We start from the raw sequence: 23,202 nt of genomic DNA on the forward strand, positions 1-23,202 counted from the left end.
TCTCGTGCGTTTGGCTGGGCTTGACGCGATTTGACCGGCGACAATGCATTTGCATTGCCTTGACAATGCGACTGCATTACCATTGCAGACAGTGACGAACTGAAGCAATGGGAGTCGATCATGGCCTCTTCTTTTGTGAGCGACGCGGACCTCGTGGTCGAAGCGGAATCTTCGCTGACCGACCGCTACCAGACCACGGTGCCCGAGCCGATCCGGCGCGCGCTGAAACTCGGCAAGCGCGACAAGATTCATTACAGGGTCAAAGCCTCGGGCGAGGTCGTGATGGAGCGCGCGGCGCCCGAGGACGAAGAAGATCCCGCGTTCGCGCCGTTTCTCGATTTCCTCGCGCGCGAGATCCAGCATCGGCCGGAATCGCTGCGCTCGTTTCCGCCGGCTTATGTGGCGCGCGTCCAGGCGTTGACGCAAGGCGTCGAGATCGATCTCGACGCGGCGCTTTCGCCGGATGACGAATGACCGCCGCGCCGGAGCAAACGCCCATCCTCGTGGTCAATGGATGGGCGATCTTCGCTCACCCATGCTTTCTCGATCAGCTCGAATCGCTGATTGAGGAAGTGGAATCGCTCAAACGCAAGCTGCCGGAAGAGTACGTCAGGAAAAATGCCGCGAAACGGCTCGCGGCTATCGCGAAGCTCGCATGGGAACTGATCCCCGGTGATCCCGAGAAGCCGGAATACCGGCAGGGCGACACCTTGGGCGATGGCCGCAAGCACTGGTTCCGGGCGAAATTTTTCCAGCAATATCGATTGTTTTTTCGTTTTCACAAGCCGAGCCGCACCCTCATTCTCGGCTGGGTTAACGACGACGAGACCAAACGCGCCTATGGTTCGGCGAGCGATGCGTACCGCGTGTTCGGCAAGATGCTCGACCGCAAGCGGCCGCCCGACGATTGGGATACGTTGCTGGTCGAAGCCCGCGCCGCAACGTCGAGGCTGACGAAAGCGGCGGGGTCCGCGAAGTGAGCAAAATGAAAAAGGCCGTCTTGTAACGGCCTTTTTCGCGTCTGACGTTCAGGTCGTCAATGCGCCCCCGCAGGCTCATGATCCGCATGCGTGCGCGGCTGCGTCACCACGCTCACGGCCGCGAGCACGACGATATTCACGCCGAGCGCCAGAAAGCCGATATTGATGTCCTTGAGCGCATCGGGCGCGAACGGAATCAGTTGCGCGACGCTCACGTGCATCAGCGTGGTCAGCGCGACCACCAGCGCGCCCGCGAGAATCCCGCAGAACGCGCCCTGTTTCGTCACGCGATTGCGCGGCGCGAGGCTGCACACCAGCGCGGGAAACAGCTGCGTCACGAAGTTATAGCCCATCAGCAGCAGCGCGACGATCGTATCGCCGCCCTTGAGCGTGAAGCCCACGGCCACCAGTGCGATCACCGGCACGAACATGCGCGCGAGTTGCGTGACGCGTGCGTCGTCGGCGCTTTTCATCATCGCGCCGCGATAGACGTCGTTGGCGAGCAGCGTCGACGCTGTGGTCAGAATCATCGAGCCCGGCACGAGCGCCGTGAGCACGCCCGCCGCGCCGATCACGCCCACGAACCACGGATCGAAGGTTTGCAGCGAGAGGCGGAACAGCGAGAGATCGATGTCGCCGCCCTTGAGGCCCGGCACCTTGAGCACGGCCGCGAATCCGCAGAAGAACACGAACAGCAGGATCAGCTGATACAGCGGCAGGATCATCGCGTTGCGGCGAAAAATGCGGTCGTCCTTCGCGGTGTAAACCGAGCCGAACGTATGCGGCCACATGAAAAAGCCGAGCGCCGTGAGCAGCACCGTCGACTGGAACCACGTCACGCTCTGGCCCTTCGCCGGGAAGGTGAGGAAGCCGGGTTTCGCGGCGTCGATGGCGCGGAACATGTCGCCGAGGCTGCCGTAATGATGGATCGGCAAATAGATGCCGAGGAACACGGCGATGGCGAGAATCATCGTGTCCTTCACGACCGAATTCCACGCGCAGCCGCGCACGCCCGAGACGATCACGTAGGCCGTCACCACGGCCGCGCCGATCCAGATCGCCGCCGTCGACGAAATCGCGCCATACGAGGCCGTCGTCACGATGATGCCGAGCCCCTTCAGTTGCAGCACGAGATAGGGCACCAGCGCGAGCACGCCCACGCAGGCGACCAGCACGCCGAGCGCGGGGCTGTTGTATTTGCGCGCGAAGAAGTGCGGCTGCGAAACGAGGCGGTGCTGCTTCGCGAAGCGCCAGATCGGCGGCAGCATCCAGTACGAGAGGATGTACGCGAGCGTCGCGTAAGCGAGGATGTAATAGACCGGCGCGCCCTTGCCGTACGCGAAGCCGCTGCCGCCGAGAAACGTGAAGGTGGTGTAGATCTCGCCCGCCATCAGCAGGAACACGAATGCGGTGCCGAAGCTGCGTCCGCCCACCGACCACTGTTCGAGACTCATGTCGTGGCCGCGCCGCGCGCGCATGCCCAGCACGAGCGCCACGACCGTGATGGCCGCGATGATGACGAGCGCGCTCATGATCGCACCTCGCGTCGCAGGTCGGATTCGCCGTCCTGCACGAGCCGGTTCGACGGATCGAGCCGGTAGACGATCGCCATGATCACCGAGGTCAGCACGACCCACATGACGATCCACGCCAGCACGAGCGGCATGCCAAGCACGAGCGGCTCGGTATGGTTCACGAACGGCACGCCCAGCAGAATGCCGATGAAAGGCAGGGCGGCAAGCAACCTCAGTGACATGGCGACTCCTTTGGAAGAAGGCAAACGTTGCGTCCGGGTGCGGTCCCGCCACTCTATGCCTGCGAATTTGCCCCGTAAAGCCGCCAAAAATCCCCGATTTATCGTTTGCGACGCGCATGGCTTGTGCCCGCCGTTGCTGCGTCGCGTCAAGCGCGCCGGACTTCAGGCGACGCCCGGGCGCACGATCCGGCACCGTCGGGACACGCCGCGCACCGCTTTGGGTACACTGCTCGCAGCCTGGCCCTCGTGGGGCCTTACCGGATCGCCTTTATGATCGAGAGCCTCATTTCAGACATCCTGTTCGGGTTCACCGGACTGATCAGCATCATCAACCCGATCGGCATTGCGTTCGTCTTTCTCGACCGCACCTCGACGCTCACCGACGAGGAGCGCCGCCTGCTCGCCAAGCGCGTCGCGACCAACGCGTGTTTCGTGCTGCTCGCGGCCTTTTTCGTCGGCACGCCGATCCTGCACTTCTTCGGCATTTCGATGGAGGCGCTGCGGATCGGCGGCGGGCTCGCGGTGGCCGTGAGCGGCTGGCAGATGCTCAACGCGCCGGAACCCGAGCCGCCCGTGGCGAACGATCCGGCCATCAAGCCCGTGAGCGCGTGGTCGGCGACCGGCAAGGCTTTCTTTCCGCTGACGATTCCGCTCACCACCGGTCCTGGCTCGATCGCCACGGCCATCGCGCTGAACGCGAACCGCACGCACAAGCTGTCGGCGTGGCTGCTGTCGAGCATCGCGTCGGTGGCGATCTCGGTGCTCGTGATGCTCGTGATCTATTACGTCTACAGCCGCGCCGCGCGCCTCGCGCATTACCTCGGCGTGGAGGGCACGCGCGTGGCGATGCGCGTGTCGTCGTTCCTGTTGCTGTGTATCGGCGTGCAGATCATACTCACCGGGCTGACGGGCTTTCTCACGCCGATCGCCGGTCTTCACGCGAACTGATCCGCCTGGGTGAGCCTGGCCGTTCGCAACACGTCGGCAACACGCCCGCAACACGCCCGCATCGCCTCGACTTCGCCGGATGAAGGAGTGCAATCATGTGCCGCTGGCTCGCCTACACGGGCAACCCCGTGCCGCTCGAAACCATGCTGTTTCGCGCGCGCCATTCGCTGATCGACCAGAGTCTGCATTCGAAGCTCGGCGCCACCACGACCAATGGCGACGGCTTCGGGCTCGGCTGGTATCAGCGTCCCGACGACATTCCGTATCGTTACCGCAGCGTGCATCCGGCCTGGAACGACCGCAATCTGCGCGAACTCGCGCGGGCCGTCAGCGCGCCGATGTTCATCGCGCACGTGCGGGCCGCCACGCATACGCCCGTGCAGGAAACCAATTGCCATCCGTTCCGGCATCGGCGCTGGATGTTCGCGCATAACGGGCTGATCGAGAGTTTTCCGCTGGTGCGGCGCGAGTTGCTGGTCGCGATCGATCCGGGCCGTTTCAACGCGCTCGAAGGTTCGACCGATTCGGAGGCGATGTTTTATCTGGCGATGACCTTCGGCCTCGAACTCGATCCCGTGCTCGCGCTCGAGCGCATGGCGGGTTTCGTCGAGGCGACGGCGAAGGCGCACGGTATCGAGCAGGCGCTGAACATGACCGTTTGCGCGAGCGACGGCGAGCAGATCGTGGCCGTGCGCTATTCGAGCGAGCGCAATTCGCGTTCGCTGTTTCATAGCAATTCGTTCAAGCATCTGCGCGAGTTGTATCCAGACGATCCGCGTATCGATGCGGTGGGAGAGGATGCCTATCTGCTCGTGTCCGAGCCGATTGTCGATTTGCCGGGCGTGTGGTCCGAAGTGCCGGAATCGACCGCGATCGTGGTGCGCGGCGCGCAGATCGAGTATCGCGATTTCGTGCCGAAAATGCCCTGAAACAAGGGCTGAAATCGCCGTCGCGGCTTCAGCTCGACGAAGACGACGAGGATGAAGGCGGAGTGAGCGGCGATAGTGGCGTGAGCGGCGAGAGTGGTGCAAGCGCGGCGCGGCGCACGGCGGCGCGCGCGAGCACTTCGTCGAACAGCGAGGTATCGACGGGCTTGACCAGGTGCATCTCGAAGCCCGCCGCGCGCGTGAGTTCGATGTCGGCGGCCTGGCCGAAACCGGTCATCGCGGCGAACAGCGTATGCGCGAGCGGCGCGTGCGCGCGCAGGAAGCGCAGCGCGGCATAACCGTCGATCTCGGGCATGGCGATGTCGATCAGCGCGGCGTCGGGCGTGAAGTCGCTCACGCATTCGCGCGCCTGGGTCGCGCTATAGGCCACGCGCACGTCGTGGCCCTTCAATTCCAGCAGCATCGCGAGGCTGTCGGCGGAATCGCGGTTGTCGTCGACCACGAGCACGCGCAGCGGCGCGGCGGCGTCCTGCGCGCTCGCGATCGGCTCGACCGTGCTGATCAGGCCGTCGCCGAGCGGATTCGCACCACTCATGGCCTGCGCGCTCGCGCGCGACAGCGGCAGCCGGATCGTGAAGGTGCTGCCGGTGCCGGGCCCCGCGCTCGTCGCCGAAATCGTGCCGCCGTGCAGTTCGATGAGCGAGCGGCACAGCATCAGGCCGATGCCGAGTCCGTTCTCGCTCGGTCCCGGCATCGAGCGGTCCTGGCTGAAGAGGCCGAAGATCGATTCGAAGGTTTCGGGCCGCAGGCCGCGCCCTTCGTCACGCACCTGGATCTGCACCGTACGGCCCGCGCGATGCGTGTCGATCACGATGCGGCTTTCGTCGGGCGAGAATTTCGAGGCGTTGTGCAGCAGGTTCTGGAGCACCTGCACGAGACGCGTGTGGTCGCCGGTCATGATCAGCGGCGCGTCGGGCATGTTGACCTCGACCTGCTGGCGACGCGCCGCCGTGAAGGGCCGCGCGGCATCGACGGCGTGCTTCATGACTTCGCAGAGATCGAGCGGCGCCTCGCGCAATTCGATCTTGCCGGAGGTGATGCGGCCCACGTCGAGCAGATCGTCGACGAGCCGCGTGAGATGCACGATCTGCCGGTCGATCAGGTCGCGCGCCTGTTCGATTTCGGGGCTCGCCTGCATCAGCCGCATCGTGGCGATGGCGTTGCGCACCGGCGCGAGCGGATTGCGCAGCTCGTGCGCGAGCATCGCGAGGAACTGCTTCATCTGCTCGCTCGAATGTTCTAGCTCGTCGGTGCGGCGGCTTTCTGTCATGTCGCGCGTGACCTTGGCGAAGCCGGTCAGGCGGCCGTGCATGTCGTGAATCGCCGTGAGCGTGACGTTGGCCCAGAACATCGAGCCGTCCTTGCGCACGCGCCAGCCTTCGTTGGTGCAGCGGCCCAGCTCGGCGGCGCGGCGCAGCTCGCGCTCGGGCGCGCCGGCGGCGGCGGCTTCGGGCGGATAGAACACGGAAAAATGCTGGCCGACGATTTCGGCGGGACGATAGCCCTTGAGATTGGTCGCGCCGCTGTTCCAGCTCACCACGCGGCCCTGCGGATCGAGCATGAAGATCGCGTAGTCGCTGACGCTTTCGACCAGCAGGCGGAAGCGTTCCTCGGACAGGCGCAGCGCCTCGACCTGGCGGCGCTCGGCCGTGAGGTCGCGCGTGACCTTGGCGAAACCGGCGAGCGAACCGTCCTGTTCGCGCAGCGCCGTGATCACGACGTTGGCCCAGAACATCGAGCCGTCCTTGCGCACGCGCCAGCCTTCGTCGTTGAAGCGGCCGTGCAGCGCGGCCTGTTCGAGTTCGTGCTCGGGCCAGCGGCGGCCGTTGGCTTCGTCGGTGTAGAAACGCGAGAAATGCTGACCGATGATTTCGTGGGCCGCGTAACCCTTGATGCGCGCCGCGCCGTTATTCCAGCTCACGACATAGCCGCGCGGGTCGAGCAGGAAGATCGCGTAATCCTCGATCGGCTGCACGAGCGCTTCGAAGCGGCGTCCGCTATGGCCTTCAGCTGCGAGGCCGGTGTCGGGTTGCAGGGCGGGGCCGGACGTCGTCATGGTCCTTGTAGTCGCGTTGAGGTCTCTCAGGTGATCAGGGCGCGCAAGACGCGCGCCTGGCGCGGTCCGGCGTCCCTTCGCCGGGGCGCCGCTGTCCGGGCGCAGCTTACCACGCACGCTGGCCCGCGCGGTCGTACTTTTCGGCCACGGCGGGAATGCCGGCGCGCACCTGGCGCTCGGCGCGGCGCACCTGGCGCGTGAGCAGCACGACGTGCGGCGGCGCGAGACGGCGGCGGCGCAGCGTCCAGAACGCGCCGCGCAGCAGCGCGAAACCGGCGGGCCCGAGCGAGCGCTGGCGCGCGAACACGGCCAGCGCGCGGCCCGTGGCGGCGAGGGCGTCGCGCATCGGCAGGCGCATCCAGGCGACCCAGGCGGCATTGCGCGCGAACGTGCAGTGCTGCGCGCGCGTGAAGGCGCGGTAGAGCGGTTCGCGATGCGCGAGCGCCTGCTCGCAATAGACGATCGAATGACCGGCGGCGAGCAGGTCGAGCGCGGCCAGTTCTTCCGCGCCGCCGTGCGATAGGCGCGTTTCGTAGCCGCCGAGCGCACGGAACGCGGCCGCGCGGAAAATGCAGGCGCCCGGCATGTAGCCAGCGAGCGTGGGGCCGGGTTGCTCGTCGACGCCGGGCGAGGTGGCGTGCAGCATCAGGCAGGCCGGATGGATTTCGCGCTCGTCGTCGCCGACCACGCGCGCGTTGAGCACGGCGACCTGCGGATGCTCGTCGAGCAGCAGCGCTGCGCGCGCGAGCGCGCCGGGGGCGAACCACGTGCTGTCGTCGCAGCAGGCGACGTAGTCGGTGGGCGCGAGCGCGATGGCGCGGTTGAAGCCCGCCATGCCGACGTCGCCGAGCGCCTGGACGATGCGCACTTGCGGGAATAGCGAGGCGAGCAGGCTGACGGTGGAATCGGTGGAGCCGTTGTCGGCGACGATCACGTACGGATGCTCGGGCAGCGCCGTGAGGCGCGCGACGGTGTCGATGGTCTGGCGCACGTGATTGCGCGTGAGCACGATCACGGTGACGCGCGGCCCCGTGCGGGGCGCGGATTCGGACGCTGAGGCGGGATCGGATGCGTTCATGGCGGTTCGGACGGCTTGAGCCGGCGGCCAGTATGCAGATCGCTCTGCGGTCATGAGTTCGAGCATACGCCGAAGGCGCGGCGCGTGCACGTCATGGCCGGTCCGGGGCCGCGCACGCGCGCGGTGCATGAACGGGGTATCGGCGCGATGCGGGTGCCGATGCTGCGTTGCGGAGCGGGTTTCGACGCGGCGATCCGCGCGATTGCCGCGTGCTGTGCAACGATCGGCGGGGCGGAATCAGCGCGCCGGAATCGTCGTCCCTTCGGTATGCGGATACATCGCGAGCAGCACGCGCAGCACGCCGTTGGTCCAGCCGAAGCCGTCCTGCAGCGGATATTCGCCGCCGCCCGCCGACGAAGCCTTCGCGGCCGCCGCGCTCACGTCGTACTTTTCGACCAGCTTGAAGGTGCGCCGATAGTAGACGAGGTTGGTCGCGATCCAGCGCGTGGCGATGGTCTGCGCGAGCGCGTTTTCGCCGTAGCGGCGCAGCCCGGCGATGGCGAGATATTGCAGCGGCGCCCAGCCGTTCGGCTCGTCCCATTGCTGGCCGCTCGACACCTGCGTGGTCGCGAGTCCGCCCGGACGCAGCAGGCCCGCGCGCACGGCGGCGGCCACCTGGCGGGCCTGCGCGCGCGTGGCGACGCCCGCGTAAAGCGGATAGACGGTCGCCGCCGTGAGCCGGTGCGTGAGCGTGTGGTGCACGAAGTCGTAGTCGCCGAACGCGTGCAGTTTCGGGTCCCAGAGCACGCGGCCGATGGCGGCGCTGCGCTGCTGCGCGCGCTGGCTCATCGCCTCGGCCTGCGCGGCGTCGCCCTTCAGGCCGTAGGCTTTCGCGAGCGTGCGTTCGAGATCGACGAGCAGCGAGTTGAGGTCGACGGGCACGAGCGAGGTGATGTCGATGGTCGCGAGCGTGCGGTTGTCGGCGAACCAGCGCGAGCTGAAATCCCAGCCGGTTTCGCCGCCCGCGCGCAGATTGCGCCAGAGGTCGGCGGCCTCGCGCTGCGGCGCGGCCTGCGCGGTCAGCACGTCCTCGCGGTAGGACTCGTCGCGCGGCGTGTCGCGCGCGTCCCAGTAGCGGTTCAGCAGCGTGCCGTCCGCGAGCCGCACCACGTGCTGCGCGGCCTCGCCGGGCTTGAGCGTGTCCGCGCCCGCCATCCAGTAGTCGTATTCCTTGCGCAGTTCCGGCAGATAGCGCACGTAGACGGCGTCGCCGTCGCGCTGCGCGACGAGCGCCACCATCTGCGCGAAAAACGGCGGCTGCGAACGGCTCAGGTAATAGCTGCGGTTGCCGTTCGGAATGTGGCCGTAGCGGTCGATCAGGGCAGCGAAGTTATCGAGCGTGTCGCGCGTCAGATCGTGACGTCCGCTCGCCTCCAGGCCGAGCATGATGAAGTACGAATCCCAGTAGTAAATCTCGTTGAAGCGGCCGCCCGGCACCACGTAAGGATTCGGCAGCGGCAGCAGCGACGAATACGTCTGCTGGCCCGCATCGGGGTTGCGGCGCAGCACGTTCCAGAGCGTGTCGATATGGCTCGCGACGTCCTGATTCGGATCGGAAACATAGCGGTCGGTGGCGAGTTTCGCTTCGGAAAAATGCTGCCCGACGAACTGCCGGAGCGCGGTTTTGCGCGCGTCGGCGTCGGTGATGCCGGCGTGCTGGGCGCGCCACATTTCGTATTCCTCGACGATTCTGGCGGGTGCTTCGTTCGGCGTCATGTCCGCGAACGTTTTGCTGTCTGGAAAGACCTGCGCGAGTTCGACGTCGCGATAAAGCTGGCCGTACAGCTCGGACGGCGGCAGCGGCAGGGCGGCGGGTTGCTGCGCTGCCGATGCCGATGCGGCTTGGGCGGGTTGCGAAGCGGGTTGCGAAGCGGCTTGCGCTGTGGCGGGCACAGCGGATTGCGCCACGTCCTGCGCGAACGCCGCGCCCTGCGCGGCGCATCCAAGCGCGAACGCGACGCACAGCGCGGCGGCGCGCTGCTTCAAGTTCGTGTGCGGTTTCCAATCGGAAATCGGGAAAACTTTTGCTGCGGAAGGGCGACGAGAGGCGGACGAAGCGGACGAAGCAAACGAAGTCGGCATGGCTTGAGGTCGTTTTTCGAGGAGGTCGGTAACAAGGCGCTGGCGCGGTGCAGCAATTTCCATTCCACTCACTTCCGCTCACTATCGTGCCGATCGGAAACGCCGCTCGCGGCGGCGTGTTTCCCATCGGCATCGGCGGCGCCAACTATTCGCTTTCGGAAACTCGCGTTCCGGTACGTTATTCGTAATCAAGATAGTCCCTATTCTCGATATCGCGTTGCGCGATATCGCCTGCGCCCGCCAAACTTGCGAAAAATCAACATGCTCAACATGCAAACGGAGACAACCAGCATGCGCACACAAGTCGGCATCATCGGCGCCGGGCCCGCAGGCCTGCTTCTTTCCCACCTTCTTCATCTGCGCGGCATCGACTCGGTCGTGCTCGAAATGCGCGGCCGCGAGCAGATCGAATCGACGATCCGCGCAGGCGTGCTCGAGCAAGGCACGATGGACACGCTCAGCGAAGCCGGCGTCGGCGCGCGCATGAAGGCCGAAGGCGCGCTGCATCACGGCTTCGAACTCGCGTTCGAAGGCAAGCGCCGCCGCATCGACCTCACCGATCTGACCGGCAAATCGATCACCGTCTACGCGCAGCACGAAGTGCTCAAGGACCTCGTCGCCGCGCGCGTGCAGGCGGACGGCAAGCTGTTCTTCAACGTCAGCAACACGTCGATTCACGGCATCGAAACCGATACGCCGTCGATCCGTTTCGAGCATGCAGGCGAGCAGCACACGCTGCATTGCGACTACGTGATCGGCTGCGACGGCTCGCAAGGCGTCTCGCGCGCCGCGATTCCGGCGGCGCTGCGCCAGGATTACGAACGTGTGTTCCCGTTCGGCTGGTTCGGCATTCTGGTCGAAGCGCCGCCGTCGTCCGAGGAACTGATCTACGCGCGTCACGAACGCGGCTTCGCGCTCGTCAGCACGCGCTCGCCGAACGTGCAGCGCATGTATTTCCAGTGCGATCCGAAAGACAGCGTCGACAACTGGTCCGACGACCGCATCTGGGCCGAAATGCATGCGCGCGTCGACTCGCACGACGGGCATCAGGTGGTCGAGGGCAAGATCTTCCAGAAGAATATCGTCGGCATGCGCAGTTTCGTTTCGACGACGATGCAGCACGGCCGCCTGTTTCTCGCGGGCGACGCGGCCCATATCGTGCCGCCCACGGGCGCGAAGGGCCTGAATCTCGCAGTCGCCGACGTGCGCGTGCTGACCGCGGCGCTGGTCGCGTTCTACAAGGAAAGCCGTACCGATCTGCTCGATGCGTACAGCGAAACCGCGCTGCGCCGCATCTGGCGCGCCGAGCACTTCTCGTACTGGATGACGCGCATGATGCACCGCCTCGACGATGCTTCGCCGTTCGAGCAGCGTTTGCAGGTCGCGGAACTGGAGCACGTCACCACCTCGCGCGCGGCGGCCATGGCGATGGCCGAGAACTACGTCGGCGCGGTCGCGGTTTGAGGCGCGGCGCGCGCGTTCACGACAATCTGCTGGAAATCCAGCGGTAAAACTCGCGGTAAAACTCGCGGTAAAAAACAAGGGGCGCTCAGGCGCCCCTTGTTTCATGGTGCATTCGCCAGAAGCAGGCCAACGCACATCGGCGCAAAGCGCAACGCGGCCCGCTCAGATCGCCGTCAACGGCGCGATGCCGAACTCCGCCGCCAGATCGTTGAACGGCTTGCGCACGGAATCGGGCAGATCGATCGTCGTCTGATGCCGCGCGCGATTGTTCGCCTCGTATTGCCCCGGATACTGCACGGGATACGCCGGGTCCTGCGGCGGGCAGCTCAGCAGATAGTCGAGGAACGAATCGACTTCCTGCGAGCGCCACGTCGCGTCGAAATCCACCTGCGGATCGAGCACGAGCGCGAACATGTTGTTATGCGCGACGCCGTTGCGCGGATTGTCGGGATGGATCGTGCCGCCGCCCGACAGCACGCCCGCGAGCAGTTCCGCCACGAGGCCAAGCGCATAGCCCTTGTGCGCGCCGAACGGCAGCAGCGCGCCGGGCGGATCGGCTTGCAGCACGTGCGGGTCGTTGGTCGGCTGGCCGTCGGCGTCGATCAGCGAGCCCGGCGGCGCTTCGAGGCCGTTTTCCGCGAGCACGCGCGCCTTGTTCACGGCGATCGCACTGGTCGCGATATCGACCACGAACGGCGGCCGTCCGCCCGGCAGCGGCCCCGCGAAACAGAGCGGATTGGTCGTGAGGCGCGGCTCGCGTCCGCCGAACGGCGCGACGATCGGCGGGCGGTTCACGACGTTGGTGAACGCGAGCAGCACGAAGCCCTGCTCGGCGACCATCTCGCCGAAATGGCCCATGCGCCCCAGATGATGCGTGTGGCGCAGCGTGACGATGCACTGGCCGTGATCGCGCGCGCGGGCGATGGCGTCGTCGATCACGACCTTGCCCACGTGCTGGCCGAAACCCGTGTGGCCGTCGTAGGCGATCAGCGCGCCGCGGTCGACCACGCGCTCGGGCCGGCCGTCGGCGACCACGAGACCCGCTTCGAGTCCGCGCCGGTAGTTCGGCAGGATCGACAGGCCGTGGCTCGCGTAGCCCACGCGGTCGGATTCGATCAGGTGATCGGCGACATCGGCGGCGATATCGGCGGGCACCGAGAGATGCGTGAGCACGTCCACGGCGAAGCGGCGTGCATCGGCGATTGCGACTTCCATCAGCGGCTCCTGGTTGCGTGAAGCGGCGCCCGGGCCGCGTGCAGCGGGGCGCCGTGAAATAGCGATGAAATCGGCCGACGAACTGCGGTTAATGAACTGCGCTTAATGAACTTCGGTTAACGAACGTCGGCCGATGCGTTTCGTTCGATGAAAATCCGTCAACGTCGATCGTTCGATCAAAGCCAGCCGAGCCAGCGCCACCACGTCGCCGCGAACAGCAGTAACAGCAGATAGCCGACGATCGTGAGCACGATGCCCACTCTCGCGAACTGTTTCGCGGTGAAGGTTTCGGTGGCGAGGCACACCATGTTCTGCGGCGCGTTGATCGGCAGGATGAAGCCGAAGCTCACCGTGAAGCCGAGCAGCATCGCCACGCCGAGCCGGTTGAAGTCGCCCGACATCGATTGCAGCACTGCGATCAGGATCGGCAGCATCGCGGACGTGAGCGCGGTCGCGCTCGCGAAACCGAGGTGGATCACGATCAGGAATGCGGAGAGGATCGCGAAGGCCATGAACGGGCCGGCCGTGTCGAGGCCGGTGTGATGCGCGACGAGATCGCCGAGCCATTGGCCCGCCTTGGTCGTGAGCAGCGCGGTGCCGAGGCTGATGCCCACGCCGAACACGATCACCGTGCCCCAGGGGATGCGGTTCTGCACGGTCTTCCAGTCCATCACGCCGAAGCGCGGCAGCAACAGCAGCACGAGGCCCACGTAGGTCACCGAGGTGGTGTCGAAGGGGTGCAGCTTGCCCTCGGTAGCCCAGAAGCACAGCAGGCCGATGGAGACGCCGAGCAGGCGCTTCTGCGGCCCGGTCATCGGCCCAAGCTCGCGCAGCGACTTTTCGACGGCTTCCTTGCCGCCCGCGATGGCGTCGGTTTCGGGCGGCAGCATCTTGAGCACCAGCACGAGCAGCACCGCCGACATGATGAGCGCCCACGGCGCGCCCGCGATCAGCCAGTCGAGCCAGGTCACGCGCGCGCCGAGCATCTTGTCCATGAAGCCGACGGTCAGCAGGTTCTGCGCGGCGGCCGTCTGGATGCCGACGTTCCAGATGCTGGTCGCTTCCGCCACCACGATCATGATGCCGGCCGCGATGTTCGAGCGCTTCTCGACGCCGAACGCCGAGATCACGCCGACCATGATCGGCACCACGCAGGCGCTGCGCGCGGTGGCGCTCGGCACCACGAGCGAGAGCACGATGGTCACCGCGACCGCGCCGATCAGGATGCGCCGCGTGGTCGTGCCGATCAGCGAGAGCGTGACGAGCGCGATGCGCTTGTCGAGGCCGGTGACGGTCATCGCCGCCGAGATGAACAGCGCGCCCGCCACCAGCGCGAGCGCCGAGTTCGAGAAGCCCGCGAGCGCCATGCTGATCGCTTTCGAGGTGCCGTAGTCGACGGCCGGATTCTCGATGGTGGGCGCGGTGCCGACCAGAAACGCCATCAGCGAGGTGATGATGATCGCGCTGGCTTCGTACGAGACGGCTTCGGTCAGCCACACGACCACGGCGAAGGCGAGGATCGCGAGCATGCGCTGGCCGGCGGCGGGCAGGCTCGCGGGCAAGGGCAGCAGCAACACGATGACAAGCGCGATGACGCCCGCGATCAAGCCGATGGGGATGCCTTTTTTGGGCGCCGGTGTCGGCTGTGAACTGGCCTGCGGATTCGCTGTATTCATGACGTGGACTCCGGGTGGAAGTCGCGGGCCGCGAGGCGATGCGAAGCGATGCAAGGCGGGCGGCGGCGGCGCGCGAGGCGAATCGTGTCGGTGCGTGTGTCCTGGGTGTGGCTGTGGATCGGTTATCGGGCAGCCGTCGGTCGGCAATCGATCCGCTATCACGCGGCCAAAATCGGCGACCGGTTTAATCCTGGGCCGGATGCGCGTTTGGCCGATGGCGGGAAAGATCGTCCCATATCGGGCAGGGCGCTGCGCTGAAGGTGCGCGCGAAACGACTGTGTTGCAAACGTCGGGGAGGCGGTGCGCGAGCCGGGGAAGATCGCGGCGAGGCGGGAAAAGGTGGGGGGAAAGGCGGGGGAAAAGGAAAGGGGGACCGGCTATCACGCCGGTCCCCCATGCGCGTTACTGGCTCGCGCCTGCGGCCGCAGCGGCCTTCTTCTGCGCGTCCTGGATGTTCTGCGGGTAGTTCGGGTCGTTGTTCGCGGGCTTGTAGCCGGCGTCTTCGAGCTTCTTCAGTTCCGCGTTGTTCTTGGCGCGGGCGGCCTTGCGTTCGGCCTTGTGCTGCGCCTTCTGCTGAGCTTTCTGTTCCTTGTGTTGCTGCGCTTTCTGTTCCTTGGTGAGCGGCGCCGAGGCGGCGGGCGCGGCTTCCGTGGCGGCCGGTGCGCTGGCGTCCTGAGCGAAGGCCGGTGCGGTGACGCCGAGCGCGAACGCGGCGAGGGCCGCGGCGAAAGTCAGCTTGCTGGTGGTGGAACGCATTGATACCCCTCTTGGTTGATTTGTACTGCTGGTTTAGGGCTGTGATGCAAGGACGCGAGAAGCGGCGTCCGCGCGGACGCCGTCGACGGGCCCATGACGGCCCGCGCCCAATGTATACGATCCGTGCCGAAGACGGTAGCAAGGCCGACCCTGGCTTGCAGGGCGCTTGTCGCGCGCATTTTGAGCGGGGATGGCGTGGGGTTTTGCGCGGCGTTTATCGCATGATGCGTGCGCCTCGCGCGCGAGCGTGAATGGATGCCGGTTCCACCGCCCATGCCGTTTATGGCGCTTGCGCCGCGTTATGCCACGTTGTGACGCGTTGCCCCGATCAACGTGCGCCGCTAAACGCCGAGCTTCGCCGCCGCGTGCGCGACGAGGCGCGCGCGTTCGGTCAGCGACGCCGCGTTGAGCGCGCGCACGCGCTCGACCACGGCGGGCGGCGCGCTGTCGGGACTGCCCGCGTCGAACGGCGGCGCGGGCGCGTATTCCAGCTCCAGTTGCAGCGCTTGCGCCGCTTCCACGCCGATCAGTTCCGCCGCGAGCGTCAGCGCGAAATCGATGCCCGCCGTGATGCCGCCGCCCGTGATCAGGTTGCCGTCGCGCACCACGCGCGCCTTGACCGCGATCGCGCCGAACGGCTCCAGCAGCGTGTGAAAGGCCCAGTGCGTGGTCGCGCGGCGGCCGCGCAGCAGGCCTGCCGCGCCCAGCACGAGCGCGCCTGTGCAGACCGATGTGACGTAGCGCGCGCCGCTTGCCTGGCGTTGCAGGAAGGCGAGCGTGGCGTCGTCGTCGAGCAGGGGGCCGACGCCGCTGCCGCCCGGCACGCAGATCACGTCGAGCGGCGGGCAATCGTCGAAGGTCGTATCGGGCGTGAGCACGAGGCCGGTCGCGCCGGTGACCGCGTCGCGCGTCTTGCCGACGAGCCGCACCGCCGTGTCGGGCATCGACGCCAGCACGTCCCAGGGGCCGCAGAGATCGAGCGGCTGTACGTTGGGGAAAAGGAGAAAGCCGATCTGGAGCGCCATGCTGTGTTCCGTCGAGTGAGGGGAAGGGAGCGTTGAAGAAAGCGTGAGGGCATCGATGACGATGCAATTCGCCGACGGCCCACATCACGACTTTAGGTTCCCGCGCGCGCGCCGGAGCGCCAAAAAAGGCGTAAAAGCTGCCAGCGCCCATCGACGATGGCGATCGCTGACGCGCATGCTGCGCGCGCACGAGCGTGGTGCAGACGCGCGGCGCGTGCCGCTTCAGCGTGCCTGATCACGCCGCGAACTGTGCACAAACGCCCCATAAACCCGCGCAAATTCTCGTCGCGCGCAGCTAACCGCGGCCACCGTCCGCACATGCGTACAATCCGGGCCACTCTGTATTCGCAGGACTCGACATGACTCCCCCCACTCCTGGCATCTCCCAGACGCGCTCCTTCACGACCGTCTTTCTGATCGAAATGTGGGAGCGCTTCGGCTACTACGGCATGGCCGCGCTGCTCGTCCTCTTCATGGTCGGTCAGGTCGGCTTCACCGACAGCCAGGCCAATCTCACGTGGGGCGCCTTCACGGCGCTCGTCTATGCCGCGCCAGCCATCGGCGGCTGGATCGGCGACCAGGTGCTCGGCGCGCGCCGCTCGATGATCGCGGGCGCGGCCGTGCTCGCCGTCGGCTACCTGATGCTGGCGCTGCCCAACGACAGCCTGCACCACATGTTCGCGTCGCTCGGCGTGATCGTGGTCGGCAACGGCCTGTTCAAGTCGAACGCGGCCAACCTCGTGCGCCGCATCTACGAGGGCGACGACGCGCGCCTCGACAGCGCGTTCACGATCTACTACATGGCCGTGAACGTCGGCTCGACCGTGTCGATGCTCGCGACGCCGTGGATCAAGGATCACTGGGGCTGGCACGCGGCCTTCGCGGTGTGCTGCGCGGGCATGGTGTTCGGCGTGCTCAACTTCTTCCTGATGCGCCGCACGCTCGCGCACATCGGCTCCGCGCCCGACGACGAACCGCTGCGTCCCGGCCGCGTGGCGCTCGTCGCCGTGGGCGGCGTGGCGCTGGGCGCGGCCACGCTGTTCGTGCTCCAGCACAAGGACGTGGCGGTGGCCTGCGTCTATGCGGCGGGTGTCGCCGTGCTGCTGGTGTTCGCGTGGATGCTGGCGCGCTGCGAACGCGCCGAGCGCGCGGGCCTCGTCGCCGCGCTGATCCTCGTGTTCCAGGTGATTCTGTTCTTCATCTTCTATCAGCAGATGTCGACCTCGCTGACGCTGTTCGCGCTGCGCAACGTCGATCCGCAATTCTCGCTGTTCGGCCACGCGCTCTTTAGCTGGAGCGCGGCGCAATTCCAGGCGCTCAATCCGATCTGGATCATGCTGCTTTCGCCGCCGCTCGCGATGCTTTACACGTCGCTCGCCAGGCGCGGCCGCGATGTGGCGGTGGCCGTCAAATACGCGATCGGCTTCGCGGTGGTGGCGGCGGGCTTCTTCGTGTTCGCGGGCAGCGGACGCTACGCCGTGGACGGACGCGTGTCGTCGTGGTTCATGGTGGCGGGCTACGGCCTCTATTCGCTCGGCGAACTGCTCGTGAGCGGCCTCGGGCTCGCGATGGTCGCGCGCTACGTGCCCGCGCGCATGGGCGGCTTCATGATGGGCGCGTATCTGGTCGCGACGGGCGTTTCGCAGTATCTGGGCAGCGTGGTGGCGAATTTCGCGAAGATGCCGTCGGGCGAACTCGACGCCGTCACGTCGCTGCCGCTCTATACGCGGCTGTTTACCGGCCTCGGCTGGCTCGCGGCGCTCGGCATGCTGATCGCGGTGTTGCTGCTGCCGCTGATGCGCCGCCTCTCGCGCGAGCATCATGCGAGCAGCGTCCAGGTTAAAGGCGACGAGCGCGAGCCTTCAGCCGCCGCTTAATACGCGACGCGCGCGCTGTGCGGTAGGCGCGGCACGTGAGGAGAGCGCCCGGACGTTGCGTCAGTCCGGGCGTTTTTTGTTGGACGCGATCGCTTGCGCGGCGAAATCGCAATGGGACGTTCGCGCGTGCAGGAACGCGTTGTTAGCGCCATTCTGGCAATATTCCTGCTGATCACCGCTAATCGCCTGCGCCACCGCGAGGCAAGGCGAGCGTGCGCTATCCGCGCGTTTGATCGTGTGTTTCGCGCGTTTCGCACGTTTCGCACGTTTCGCGCGTTGAATCGCGCCGCCCATCCGCATCGACCGTTTTCCCGTTTTCCGCATGGATCTCCACGTCACCGTTTCAGGCCGCCGCGATCTCGCCGGGCAGATCTACCGGCAGTTGCGCGAGCGCATCGTCGAGGGACGGCTGGCGGGCGGCACGCGCCTGCCGTCCACGCGCGACCTCGCGCTGCAACTGAAGGTCTCGCGCAAGACCACGCTCGACGTGTTCGAGCGTCTGCTCGCCGAAGGCTATCTGGTCGCGCGGCGCGGTTCGGGCACCTTCGTCGCTGAAACGCTGGAGCGTCTGCCCGCGCGCACGCCCGTGCATGCGAACGCGCAGATCCGCGCGGCGCAGGCCGCCGAAGCACGCCTCGAAGCAAGCCTCGAACCAAGCCGTGACCCGAGCCGTGACCCGAGCCGCAACGCAAGCCGCGAAGCTAACCGCCAGACCGCCGTGCCGCCCGGCGTGCAGGCGCAGCCATGGTGGCGCGTGGACGAAGGCGCGTCCGACGGCATGCTCGCGCTGCCGCGTCCCGATGCGCGGCTCGTCTGCGATTTCGCGGGCGGCGTGATCGACAAGTCGCGCTTTCCGTTCGACGTCTGGCGCCGCTGCGTGAACGAGGCGCTGCGCGTGCAGGCGCGCGGCCACGGCGCGTATCGCGAGCCGGCGGGCGAGGAGAGTCTGCGTCTTGCGATCGCGCGCTATCTCGCCTTCAACCGCGCGGTGGAGAGCAACTGGGACGAGGTGATCGTCACGCAGGGCGCGCAGCAGGCGCTGACTTTGCTGGCGCGCGTGATGCTGCGTCCCGGCGATACGGTCGCCGTCGAAGATCCCGGTTATCCGCCCGCGCGCGACATCTTCGCCTCGCTGGGCGCGACGGTCGTGCCGGTGCCCGTCGACGGCGACGGCCTGATCGTCGACCAGTTGCCGGAGGCGGCGCGCATCGTCTACGTGACGCCGTCGCATCAGTTTCCGCTCGGCATGCCGATGAGTCTCGAACGGCGCGTGGCGCTGCTCGAATGGGCGCAGGCGCGCGGCGCGCTCGTGATCGAAGACGACTACGACTGCGAGTTCCGCTTCGAGGGACGCTCGCTGGAGCCGCTCAAGAGTCTCGATCAAGCGGGTCTCGTGGCGTATGTGGGCACCTTTTCGAAGACGATTTTCCCCGAGCTGCGTGTGGGCTACATGGTGCCGCCCGCCGCGCTCGCCGCACCGCTGATGCGCGCGCGCCAGGTCGCCGACTGCCACGGCTGCATGCTGACGCAGACGGCGCTCGCAAGCTTCATGCTCAACGGCCATTTCGCGCGGCATCTGCGGCGCATGCATCAGACCTATGCGGCGCGGCGCGCGGCCTTGCTCGCGCATTTGCGCGGGCCGCTCGCGCGCTGGCTCGAACCCGTGATGCCGAACACCGCGGGCCTGCACCTGGCCGCGCGTCTCGCGCCGGGCGCCGACGAAGCCGCGCTCGTGGCAGCGGCGCGCGCGGCGTCGGTCGGCTTGCATGCGCTCACGCCGTTTCATCTGCGCGAACCGGCGCAGCGCGGCTTTTTGTTCGGCTACGGCGCGGTGGAGGTCGAGCAGATCGACACGGCGCTCGCCGCGCTCGCGACGCGATTGCAGACGTCGTAAAAGCTGTTACGGCACATTGCGGGCGTGTCTTTACCCCGCTGAAGTGTCTTCTGCACGACGCAAAAACGACTCCAGCGGCGCAAAAACGCCATACGTGTGGCGTTTTTGCGCCATCGCGGCTGTGTCGGACCGACGCGGACGCGTCGCACGCGAGGCGCTCGGGAGCGCGTTTACCCCTGTAAACAGGTGTCAAAATGCGTCGTGCAGTCAGCGCGGAGCAACAGATTTGCATCTGCGATGCAAAAGAATCACGCAAAACGCTTGCACGCTTGTAGAATCCGCCGTTGAAGCATTTGCATCCCGCTGTGCTTCGTCGACTCACTGACCAACACTGGTAGGAGAAACATGCCGACTTCCGCAAAGAAAGTAGCCAAAAAGGCAGCAGCCCCGGCTACCAAGAAAGTTGCAGCAAAGAAAGCGCCCGCCAAGACGGCCGCAGCTAAGAAGGTCGCCGTGAAGGCGTCCGGCGTTTCGTCGCCGATCAAGGACACCTTCACGAAGGCCTCGCTGGCTGCTCACGTTGCTGAGCGCGCTGGCGTCGAGCCGAAGGCCACGAAGGCCGTGCTCGCCGCGCTGGAAGACACGATCCTGGGTTCGGTCCACAAGAAGGGCGCCGGCGAGTTCACGCTGTCGGGTCTTCTGAAGATCGTCGTTCAGGCTGTTCCGGCGAAGAAGAAGCGCTTCGGCAAGGACCCGTTCACGGGTGAAGAGCGCTGGTTCCCGGCCAAGCCGGCATCGGTCCGCGTCAAGGCACGCGCACTGAAGAAGCTGAAGGACGCAGCAGCAGGCTAATCGCCTTCGCCGTGGCCTCGCGGTCACGGTTTGCGTCAGCTTTTGCTTCAGTACCCAAAGAATCCCCGTTGGCATCGCGCCCGCGGGGATTTTTATTTGCGCGCGAGAAACGTAGCGGCGATGTGGCGGGCGTATTATCTATGTTCAGATGTTATTGATGTGTCTTGTCAGCAATGAGCCGTAATCCTAGGGCGATTGTGACGAACGGCCTGCCGATTCTTAACGCAAGTTCCGAGATTTCCGTTTCATCCATGCTTCGATGTTATGCCTGATTCCGAACCCAGCATCCGCCAGATCGAAGCGTTTCGTGCCTTGATGCAGGCGCGCACCGTGACGCGCGCGGCGGCGGCGCTCGGCGTCTCGCAACCGGCGGTGAGCCGTCTGCTCGCCGACTTCGAGGCGGGCGTCGGGTTCGCGCTGTTCGAGCGCCGCAACGGACGCCTCTGGCCGACCGCGCACGCGCACGCGCTGCACGAGGAAGTCGAGCGGGCCTTCACGGGATTCGAGCGGGTCATTCAGGCGGCGGCGCAGATTCGCGAGCAGCGTCGCGGCGCGCTGTGCATCGCGGGCGCGCCGGAGTTCGCCGCGGATTTTCTGCCGCGCGTGGCGGCGGCGTTCGCGCACGAGCATGCGGGTGTCGACGTGGCGCTGCTCGCGCTGGAGCCCGCGCTCGCGCTAGAGCGTGTTGCGGCGCGGCGCTGCGATCTGGCGTTTGTCGGCGCGGCAGCGGCGCCGCGCGCGGTGCGGCTCGATTTGCTCGGCGAGTGGCCGATGCGCTGCATCGTGCCGCGCGGCCATCGTCTCGCGCGCAAGCGCGCGGTGAGTGCGGCGGACTGCGAGGGCGAGGCTTTCGTCTCGTTCGCGGCGGGAACGGAGGCGCGTTTGCGGGTCGACCGTGCGTTTTCGGAATGCGGCGTGACGCGCCGTCTGGGCGTCGAGGCGAGTCTCGCGCAGGCGGTCGTGACGCTCGTGGAAGCGGGCTGCGGCATCGCGCTGATCGATCCGCTCACGGCGGCGGCCGCGAGTGCACGCGTGGCGGTGAAGCGCTTCGCGCCCGCGTTGCCGGAGCCGCTTTACGTGGCGCGTTATGCGGAGCAGGAGCGTGCGCCGCTTGCGCAGGCGTTCGTCGATCAGGCGGTGGCGGCGCTGGGCAGGTTGCGCTGAGGGCGCGTGGCGGGTGACGTTGGGGTGGCGTTTCGGGTGACGTCGAAGACGACGTCGAGCGCCGAGCGCGAGGCTGCCATCGCACGCAGGATGCTGTGATCGACTGGCTGCCGGGGGGGCGGTCGCGCAACTTGCGCAGGAGCCGCAGAGATACAGCGGTGCAGAAGTGCAGCGGCAATAAAAAAGCCAGCCCGGCTTTCGCTTGGGGCTGGCTCATGCAGCGTGTGCTTTTTAGCTGCGAGGTCTCTTCGCGCCGCCGGGCTCGCGCCCGGCCTGGCTGCTCGATTAGAACTTGTGGCGGATGCCGAGGCTGACCAGCTCTTGCGAGCTCGAAGCCGAGTTGTAGCTGTACGAGCCGATTGCCGCGCCGGCGACCGACGTCGAGCCGTCCGCGTTCAGCTGCGTGCCGTTGGCGTGCTGGTAAGCAGCCAGTGCGTACAGGTCGGTGCGCTTCGACAGGTTGTAGTCCGCGCCGATCGACACCTGGTGGTACGTGTTCGACACGTTGCCCGCGCCGTGCGTGTACGTGTAGCCGAGGCCCAGCAGCATCGCCGGCGTCAGTTGATAGCCGAGGAAGCCAGCAGCGATGTTGAAGCGCTCGGTCGACGTGAAGCCCGGGTTCAGAGCCGTCGAGTACGCGTCCGGCTTGAACTGGACGTTGCTGTAACGTGCGCCGAACGTGAACGGACCGGCGACGTATTGCAGGGCGATCGAAGCGATGCCGAGCGACTTGGCCGTCTGGTAGCCTTCCGTGATCTGGTTGTCGAACACAGCGCCCGACGTCGAGACCGTGCTCCATGCCGACGTCGAACGATCCGAGAGGCTCGACGAGTTGTCGGCGCGGAAGTAGCCCGCGGCGATGTTGAACGAGCCGATGCCGTACGTGGCGGCAGCCGACCACGTCTGGCCCGAGCCCGTCGCGCCCGCGACGCCGCCCAGTGCGTACAGGCCTTCGAACTGGAAGCCGCTCAGAACCGGCGAGACGTACTTGATCGCGTTGTTGGTACGCGAGCTGTTGTCGTTGTTGTCGATGTCGCCCGGCGTCGTGAACGTGCTGCCGAAGTAGTTGTCGGCGGTCAGCGGCTGAACCATGTCGACCAGCGGGTCGTACTGGCGGCCCAGCGTCACGGTGCCGTACTGGTCATGCGTCAGGCCGACGAATGCCTGACGACCGAACATGCGGCCGCCTTGCTGTGCAGCGCCGGTGTTCAGGTCAAAGCCGTTTTCCAACTGGAAGATAGCCTTCAGGCCACCGCCCAGATCTTCCGTGCCCTTGAGGCCCCAGCGATCGCCCGAGATATTGCCTGCATAGAGGCCAACGAGGTTTGCGTTGTTGCCGTTGGCATCCATGGTGTTGTGTGCCCACTGGATCGATTCATCGATCACGCCATACAGGGTCACGCTGCTTTGTGCGTGTGCTGCGCCCGTTGCGGCCAGCAGTGCCACGGAAAGGGTCGAGAGTGCGATTCGTTTCATCCAGTTTTCTCCACGC

Annotated in this window: 20 protein-coding genes; 9 read left to right on the forward strand and 11 right to left on the reverse strand. The window is 66.4% G+C overall.

All coding sequences use genetic code 11. The annotated features are described in order from the left end of the window. Positions 1 to 120: 120 nt before the first annotated feature. Both U4Y88_RS26020 and U4Y88_RS26025 read left to right on the forward strand, forming a co-directional pair. Positions 121 to 474, forward strand: a complete 354-nt coding sequence (locus tag U4Y88_RS26020; RefSeq protein ID WP_310633502.1) for a type II toxin-antitoxin system PrlF family antitoxin — start codon at positions 121 to 123, stop codon at positions 472 to 474. Beyond that, positions 471 to 980 carry a type II toxin-antitoxin system YhaV family toxin gene (locus U4Y88_RS26025; protein ID WP_321787342.1) on the forward strand — a complete coding sequence of 170 codons (510 nt, stop codon included), beginning with the start codon at positions 471 to 473 and terminating at the stop codon, positions 978 to 980. The genes U4Y88_RS26020 and U4Y88_RS26025 overlap by 4 nt, the downstream gene beginning before the upstream one ends. A 56-nt stretch (positions 981 to 1,036) precedes the next feature. Here the strand turns inward: U4Y88_RS26025 and U4Y88_RS26030 are convergent, their stop codons facing one another. Further along, positions 1,037 to 2,512 carry a sodium:solute symporter family protein gene (locus tag U4Y88_RS26030; RefSeq protein ID WP_224018310.1) on the reverse strand — a complete coding sequence of 492 codons (1,476 nt, stop codon included), beginning with the start codon at positions 2,510 to 2,512 and terminating at the stop codon, positions 1,037 to 1,039. Further along, entirely contained in the window at positions 2,509 to 2,736 is a 228-nt protein-coding gene (locus tag U4Y88_RS26035; protein WP_321787344.1) for a DUF3311 domain-containing protein, read from the reverse strand. The genes U4Y88_RS26030 and U4Y88_RS26035 overlap by 4 nt, the downstream gene beginning before the upstream one ends. 270 nt (positions 2,737 to 3,006) lie before the next feature. Here U4Y88_RS26035 and U4Y88_RS26040 point away from each other — a divergent pair, with 270 nt between their 5' ends. Together U4Y88_RS26040 and U4Y88_RS26045 are read left to right on the forward strand one after the other, a co-directional pair. Further along, positions 3,007 to 3,684, forward strand: coding sequence for a MarC family protein (locus tag U4Y88_RS26040; protein WP_224018306.1), 678 nt, complete (start codon positions 3,007 to 3,009; stop codon positions 3,682 to 3,684). A 95-nt stretch (positions 3,685 to 3,779) separates the two neighbouring features. Further along, positions 3,780 to 4,613: a class II glutamine amidotransferase gene (locus U4Y88_RS26045; RefSeq protein WP_224018304.1), complete on the forward strand. Its 834-nt coding sequence runs from the start codon at positions 3,780 to 3,782 to the stop codon at positions 4,611 to 4,613. A gap of 28 nt (positions 4,614 to 4,641) precedes the next feature. Here the strand turns inward: U4Y88_RS26045 and U4Y88_RS26050 are convergent, their stop codons facing one another. From U4Y88_RS26050 to treF, 3 genes are all read right to left on the reverse strand, one after another. Next, the gene (locus tag U4Y88_RS26050) at positions 4,642 to 6,687 is read right to left on the reverse strand and encodes a PAS domain S-box protein (RefSeq protein WP_321787346.1); all 2,046 of its coding nucleotides are present in this window, start codon (positions 6,685 to 6,687) and stop codon (positions 4,642 to 4,644) included. Positions 6,688 to 6,793: 106 nt separating this feature from the next. Beyond that, a complete protein-coding gene (locus U4Y88_RS26055; RefSeq protein ID WP_321787348.1) occupies positions 6,794 to 7,765 on the reverse strand; it encodes a glycosyltransferase family 2 protein in 972 nt (323 codons plus the stop codon). Positions 7,766 to 8,002: 237 nt separating this feature from the next. Next, positions 8,003 to 9,847, reverse strand: coding sequence for an alpha,alpha-trehalase TreF (gene treF / locus U4Y88_RS26060; protein ID WP_415774502.1), 1,845 nt, complete (start codon positions 9,845 to 9,847; stop codon positions 8,003 to 8,005). Between the two features lie 291 nt (positions 9,848 to 10,138). On the opposite strand from treF, the gene U4Y88_RS26065 reads away from it, so the two are divergent. Beyond that, on the forward strand, positions 10,139 to 11,311 hold the full coding sequence (locus U4Y88_RS26065) for a 4-hydroxybenzoate 3-monooxygenase (RefSeq protein ID WP_321787352.1): 1,173 nt from the start codon (positions 10,139 to 10,141) through the stop codon (positions 11,309 to 11,311). Between the two features lie 162 nt (positions 11,312 to 11,473). Here U4Y88_RS26065 and U4Y88_RS26070 read toward each other — a convergent pair whose 3' ends face one another. The 4 genes from U4Y88_RS26070 to U4Y88_RS26085 all read right to left on the reverse strand — a co-directional run bounded on the left by U4Y88_RS26070 (position 11,474) and on the right by U4Y88_RS26085 (position 15,983). Then, the gene (locus tag U4Y88_RS26070) at positions 11,474 to 12,526 is read right to left on the reverse strand and encodes an Ldh family oxidoreductase (RefSeq protein WP_224018325.1); all 1,053 of its coding nucleotides are present in this window, start codon (positions 12,524 to 12,526) and stop codon (positions 11,474 to 11,476) included. Positions 12,527 to 12,702: 176 nt separating this feature from the next. Beyond that, entirely contained in the window at positions 12,703 to 14,202 is a 1,500-nt protein-coding gene (locus tag U4Y88_RS26075; RefSeq protein WP_321787353.1) for a DASS family sodium-coupled anion symporter, read from the reverse strand. A 402-nt stretch (positions 14,203 to 14,604) separates the two neighbouring features. Then, positions 14,605 to 14,958: a DUF4148 domain-containing protein gene (locus U4Y88_RS26080; protein WP_224018329.1), complete on the reverse strand. Its 354-nt coding sequence runs from the start codon at positions 14,956 to 14,958 to the stop codon at positions 14,605 to 14,607. Between the two features lie 341 nt (positions 14,959 to 15,299). Continuing rightward, positions 15,300 to 15,983, reverse strand: a complete 684-nt coding sequence (locus U4Y88_RS26085; protein WP_321787355.1) for a DJ-1/PfpI family protein — start codon at positions 15,981 to 15,983, stop codon at positions 15,300 to 15,302. 359 nt (positions 15,984 to 16,342) lie between these two features. On the opposite strand from U4Y88_RS26085, the gene U4Y88_RS26090 reads away from it, so the two are divergent. After that, on the forward strand, positions 16,343 to 17,860 hold the full coding sequence (locus U4Y88_RS26090; protein WP_321787357.1) for an oligopeptide:H+ symporter: 1,518 nt from the start codon (positions 16,343 to 16,345) through the stop codon (positions 17,858 to 17,860). Positions 17,861 to 17,920: 60 nt separating this feature from the next. On the opposite strand, the gene U4Y88_RS26095 is transcribed toward U4Y88_RS26090, so the two are convergent. Next, the gene (locus tag U4Y88_RS26095) at positions 17,921 to 18,154 is read right to left on the reverse strand and encodes a hypothetical protein (protein WP_321787359.1); all 234 of its coding nucleotides are present in this window, start codon (positions 18,152 to 18,154) and stop codon (positions 17,921 to 17,923) included. Positions 18,155 to 18,182: 28 nt separating this feature from the next. On the opposite strand from U4Y88_RS26095, the gene U4Y88_RS26100 reads away from it, so the two are divergent. The 3 genes from U4Y88_RS26100 to U4Y88_RS26110 all read left to right on the forward strand — a co-directional run bounded on the left by U4Y88_RS26100 (position 18,183) and on the right by U4Y88_RS26110 (position 21,710). Then, positions 18,183 to 19,754 (forward strand): PLP-dependent aminotransferase family protein, encoded by a 1,572-nt coding sequence (locus U4Y88_RS26100; RefSeq protein WP_321787361.1) that lies wholly within the window; start codon positions 18,183 to 18,185, stop codon positions 19,752 to 19,754. 345 nt (positions 19,755 to 20,099) lie between these two features. Further along, positions 20,100 to 20,546: an HU family DNA-binding protein gene (locus U4Y88_RS26105; RefSeq protein WP_065059517.1), complete on the forward strand. Its 447-nt coding sequence runs from the start codon at positions 20,100 to 20,102 to the stop codon at positions 20,544 to 20,546. Between the two features lie 264 nt (positions 20,547 to 20,810). Beyond that, complete coding sequence (locus tag U4Y88_RS26110; protein ID WP_321787363.1) at positions 20,811 to 21,710, forward strand: LysR substrate-binding domain-containing protein; 900 nt, start codon at positions 20,811 to 20,813, stop codon at positions 21,708 to 21,710. A 285-nt stretch (positions 21,711 to 21,995) separates the two neighbouring features. Here U4Y88_RS26110 and U4Y88_RS26115 read toward each other — a convergent pair whose 3' ends face one another. Next, complete coding sequence (locus tag U4Y88_RS26115) at positions 21,996 to 23,186, reverse strand: porin (RefSeq protein WP_321787365.1); 1,191 nt, start codon at positions 23,184 to 23,186, stop codon at positions 21,996 to 21,998. Positions 23,187 to 23,202: the final 16 nt, after the last annotated feature.

It is taken from the genome of Paraburkholderia sp. J94, assembly GCF_905220285.1.
In the GTDB taxonomy this organism is placed as follows: Bacteria; Pseudomonadota; Gammaproteobacteria; order Burkholderiales; family Burkholderiaceae; genus Paraburkholderia; species Paraburkholderia tropica_A.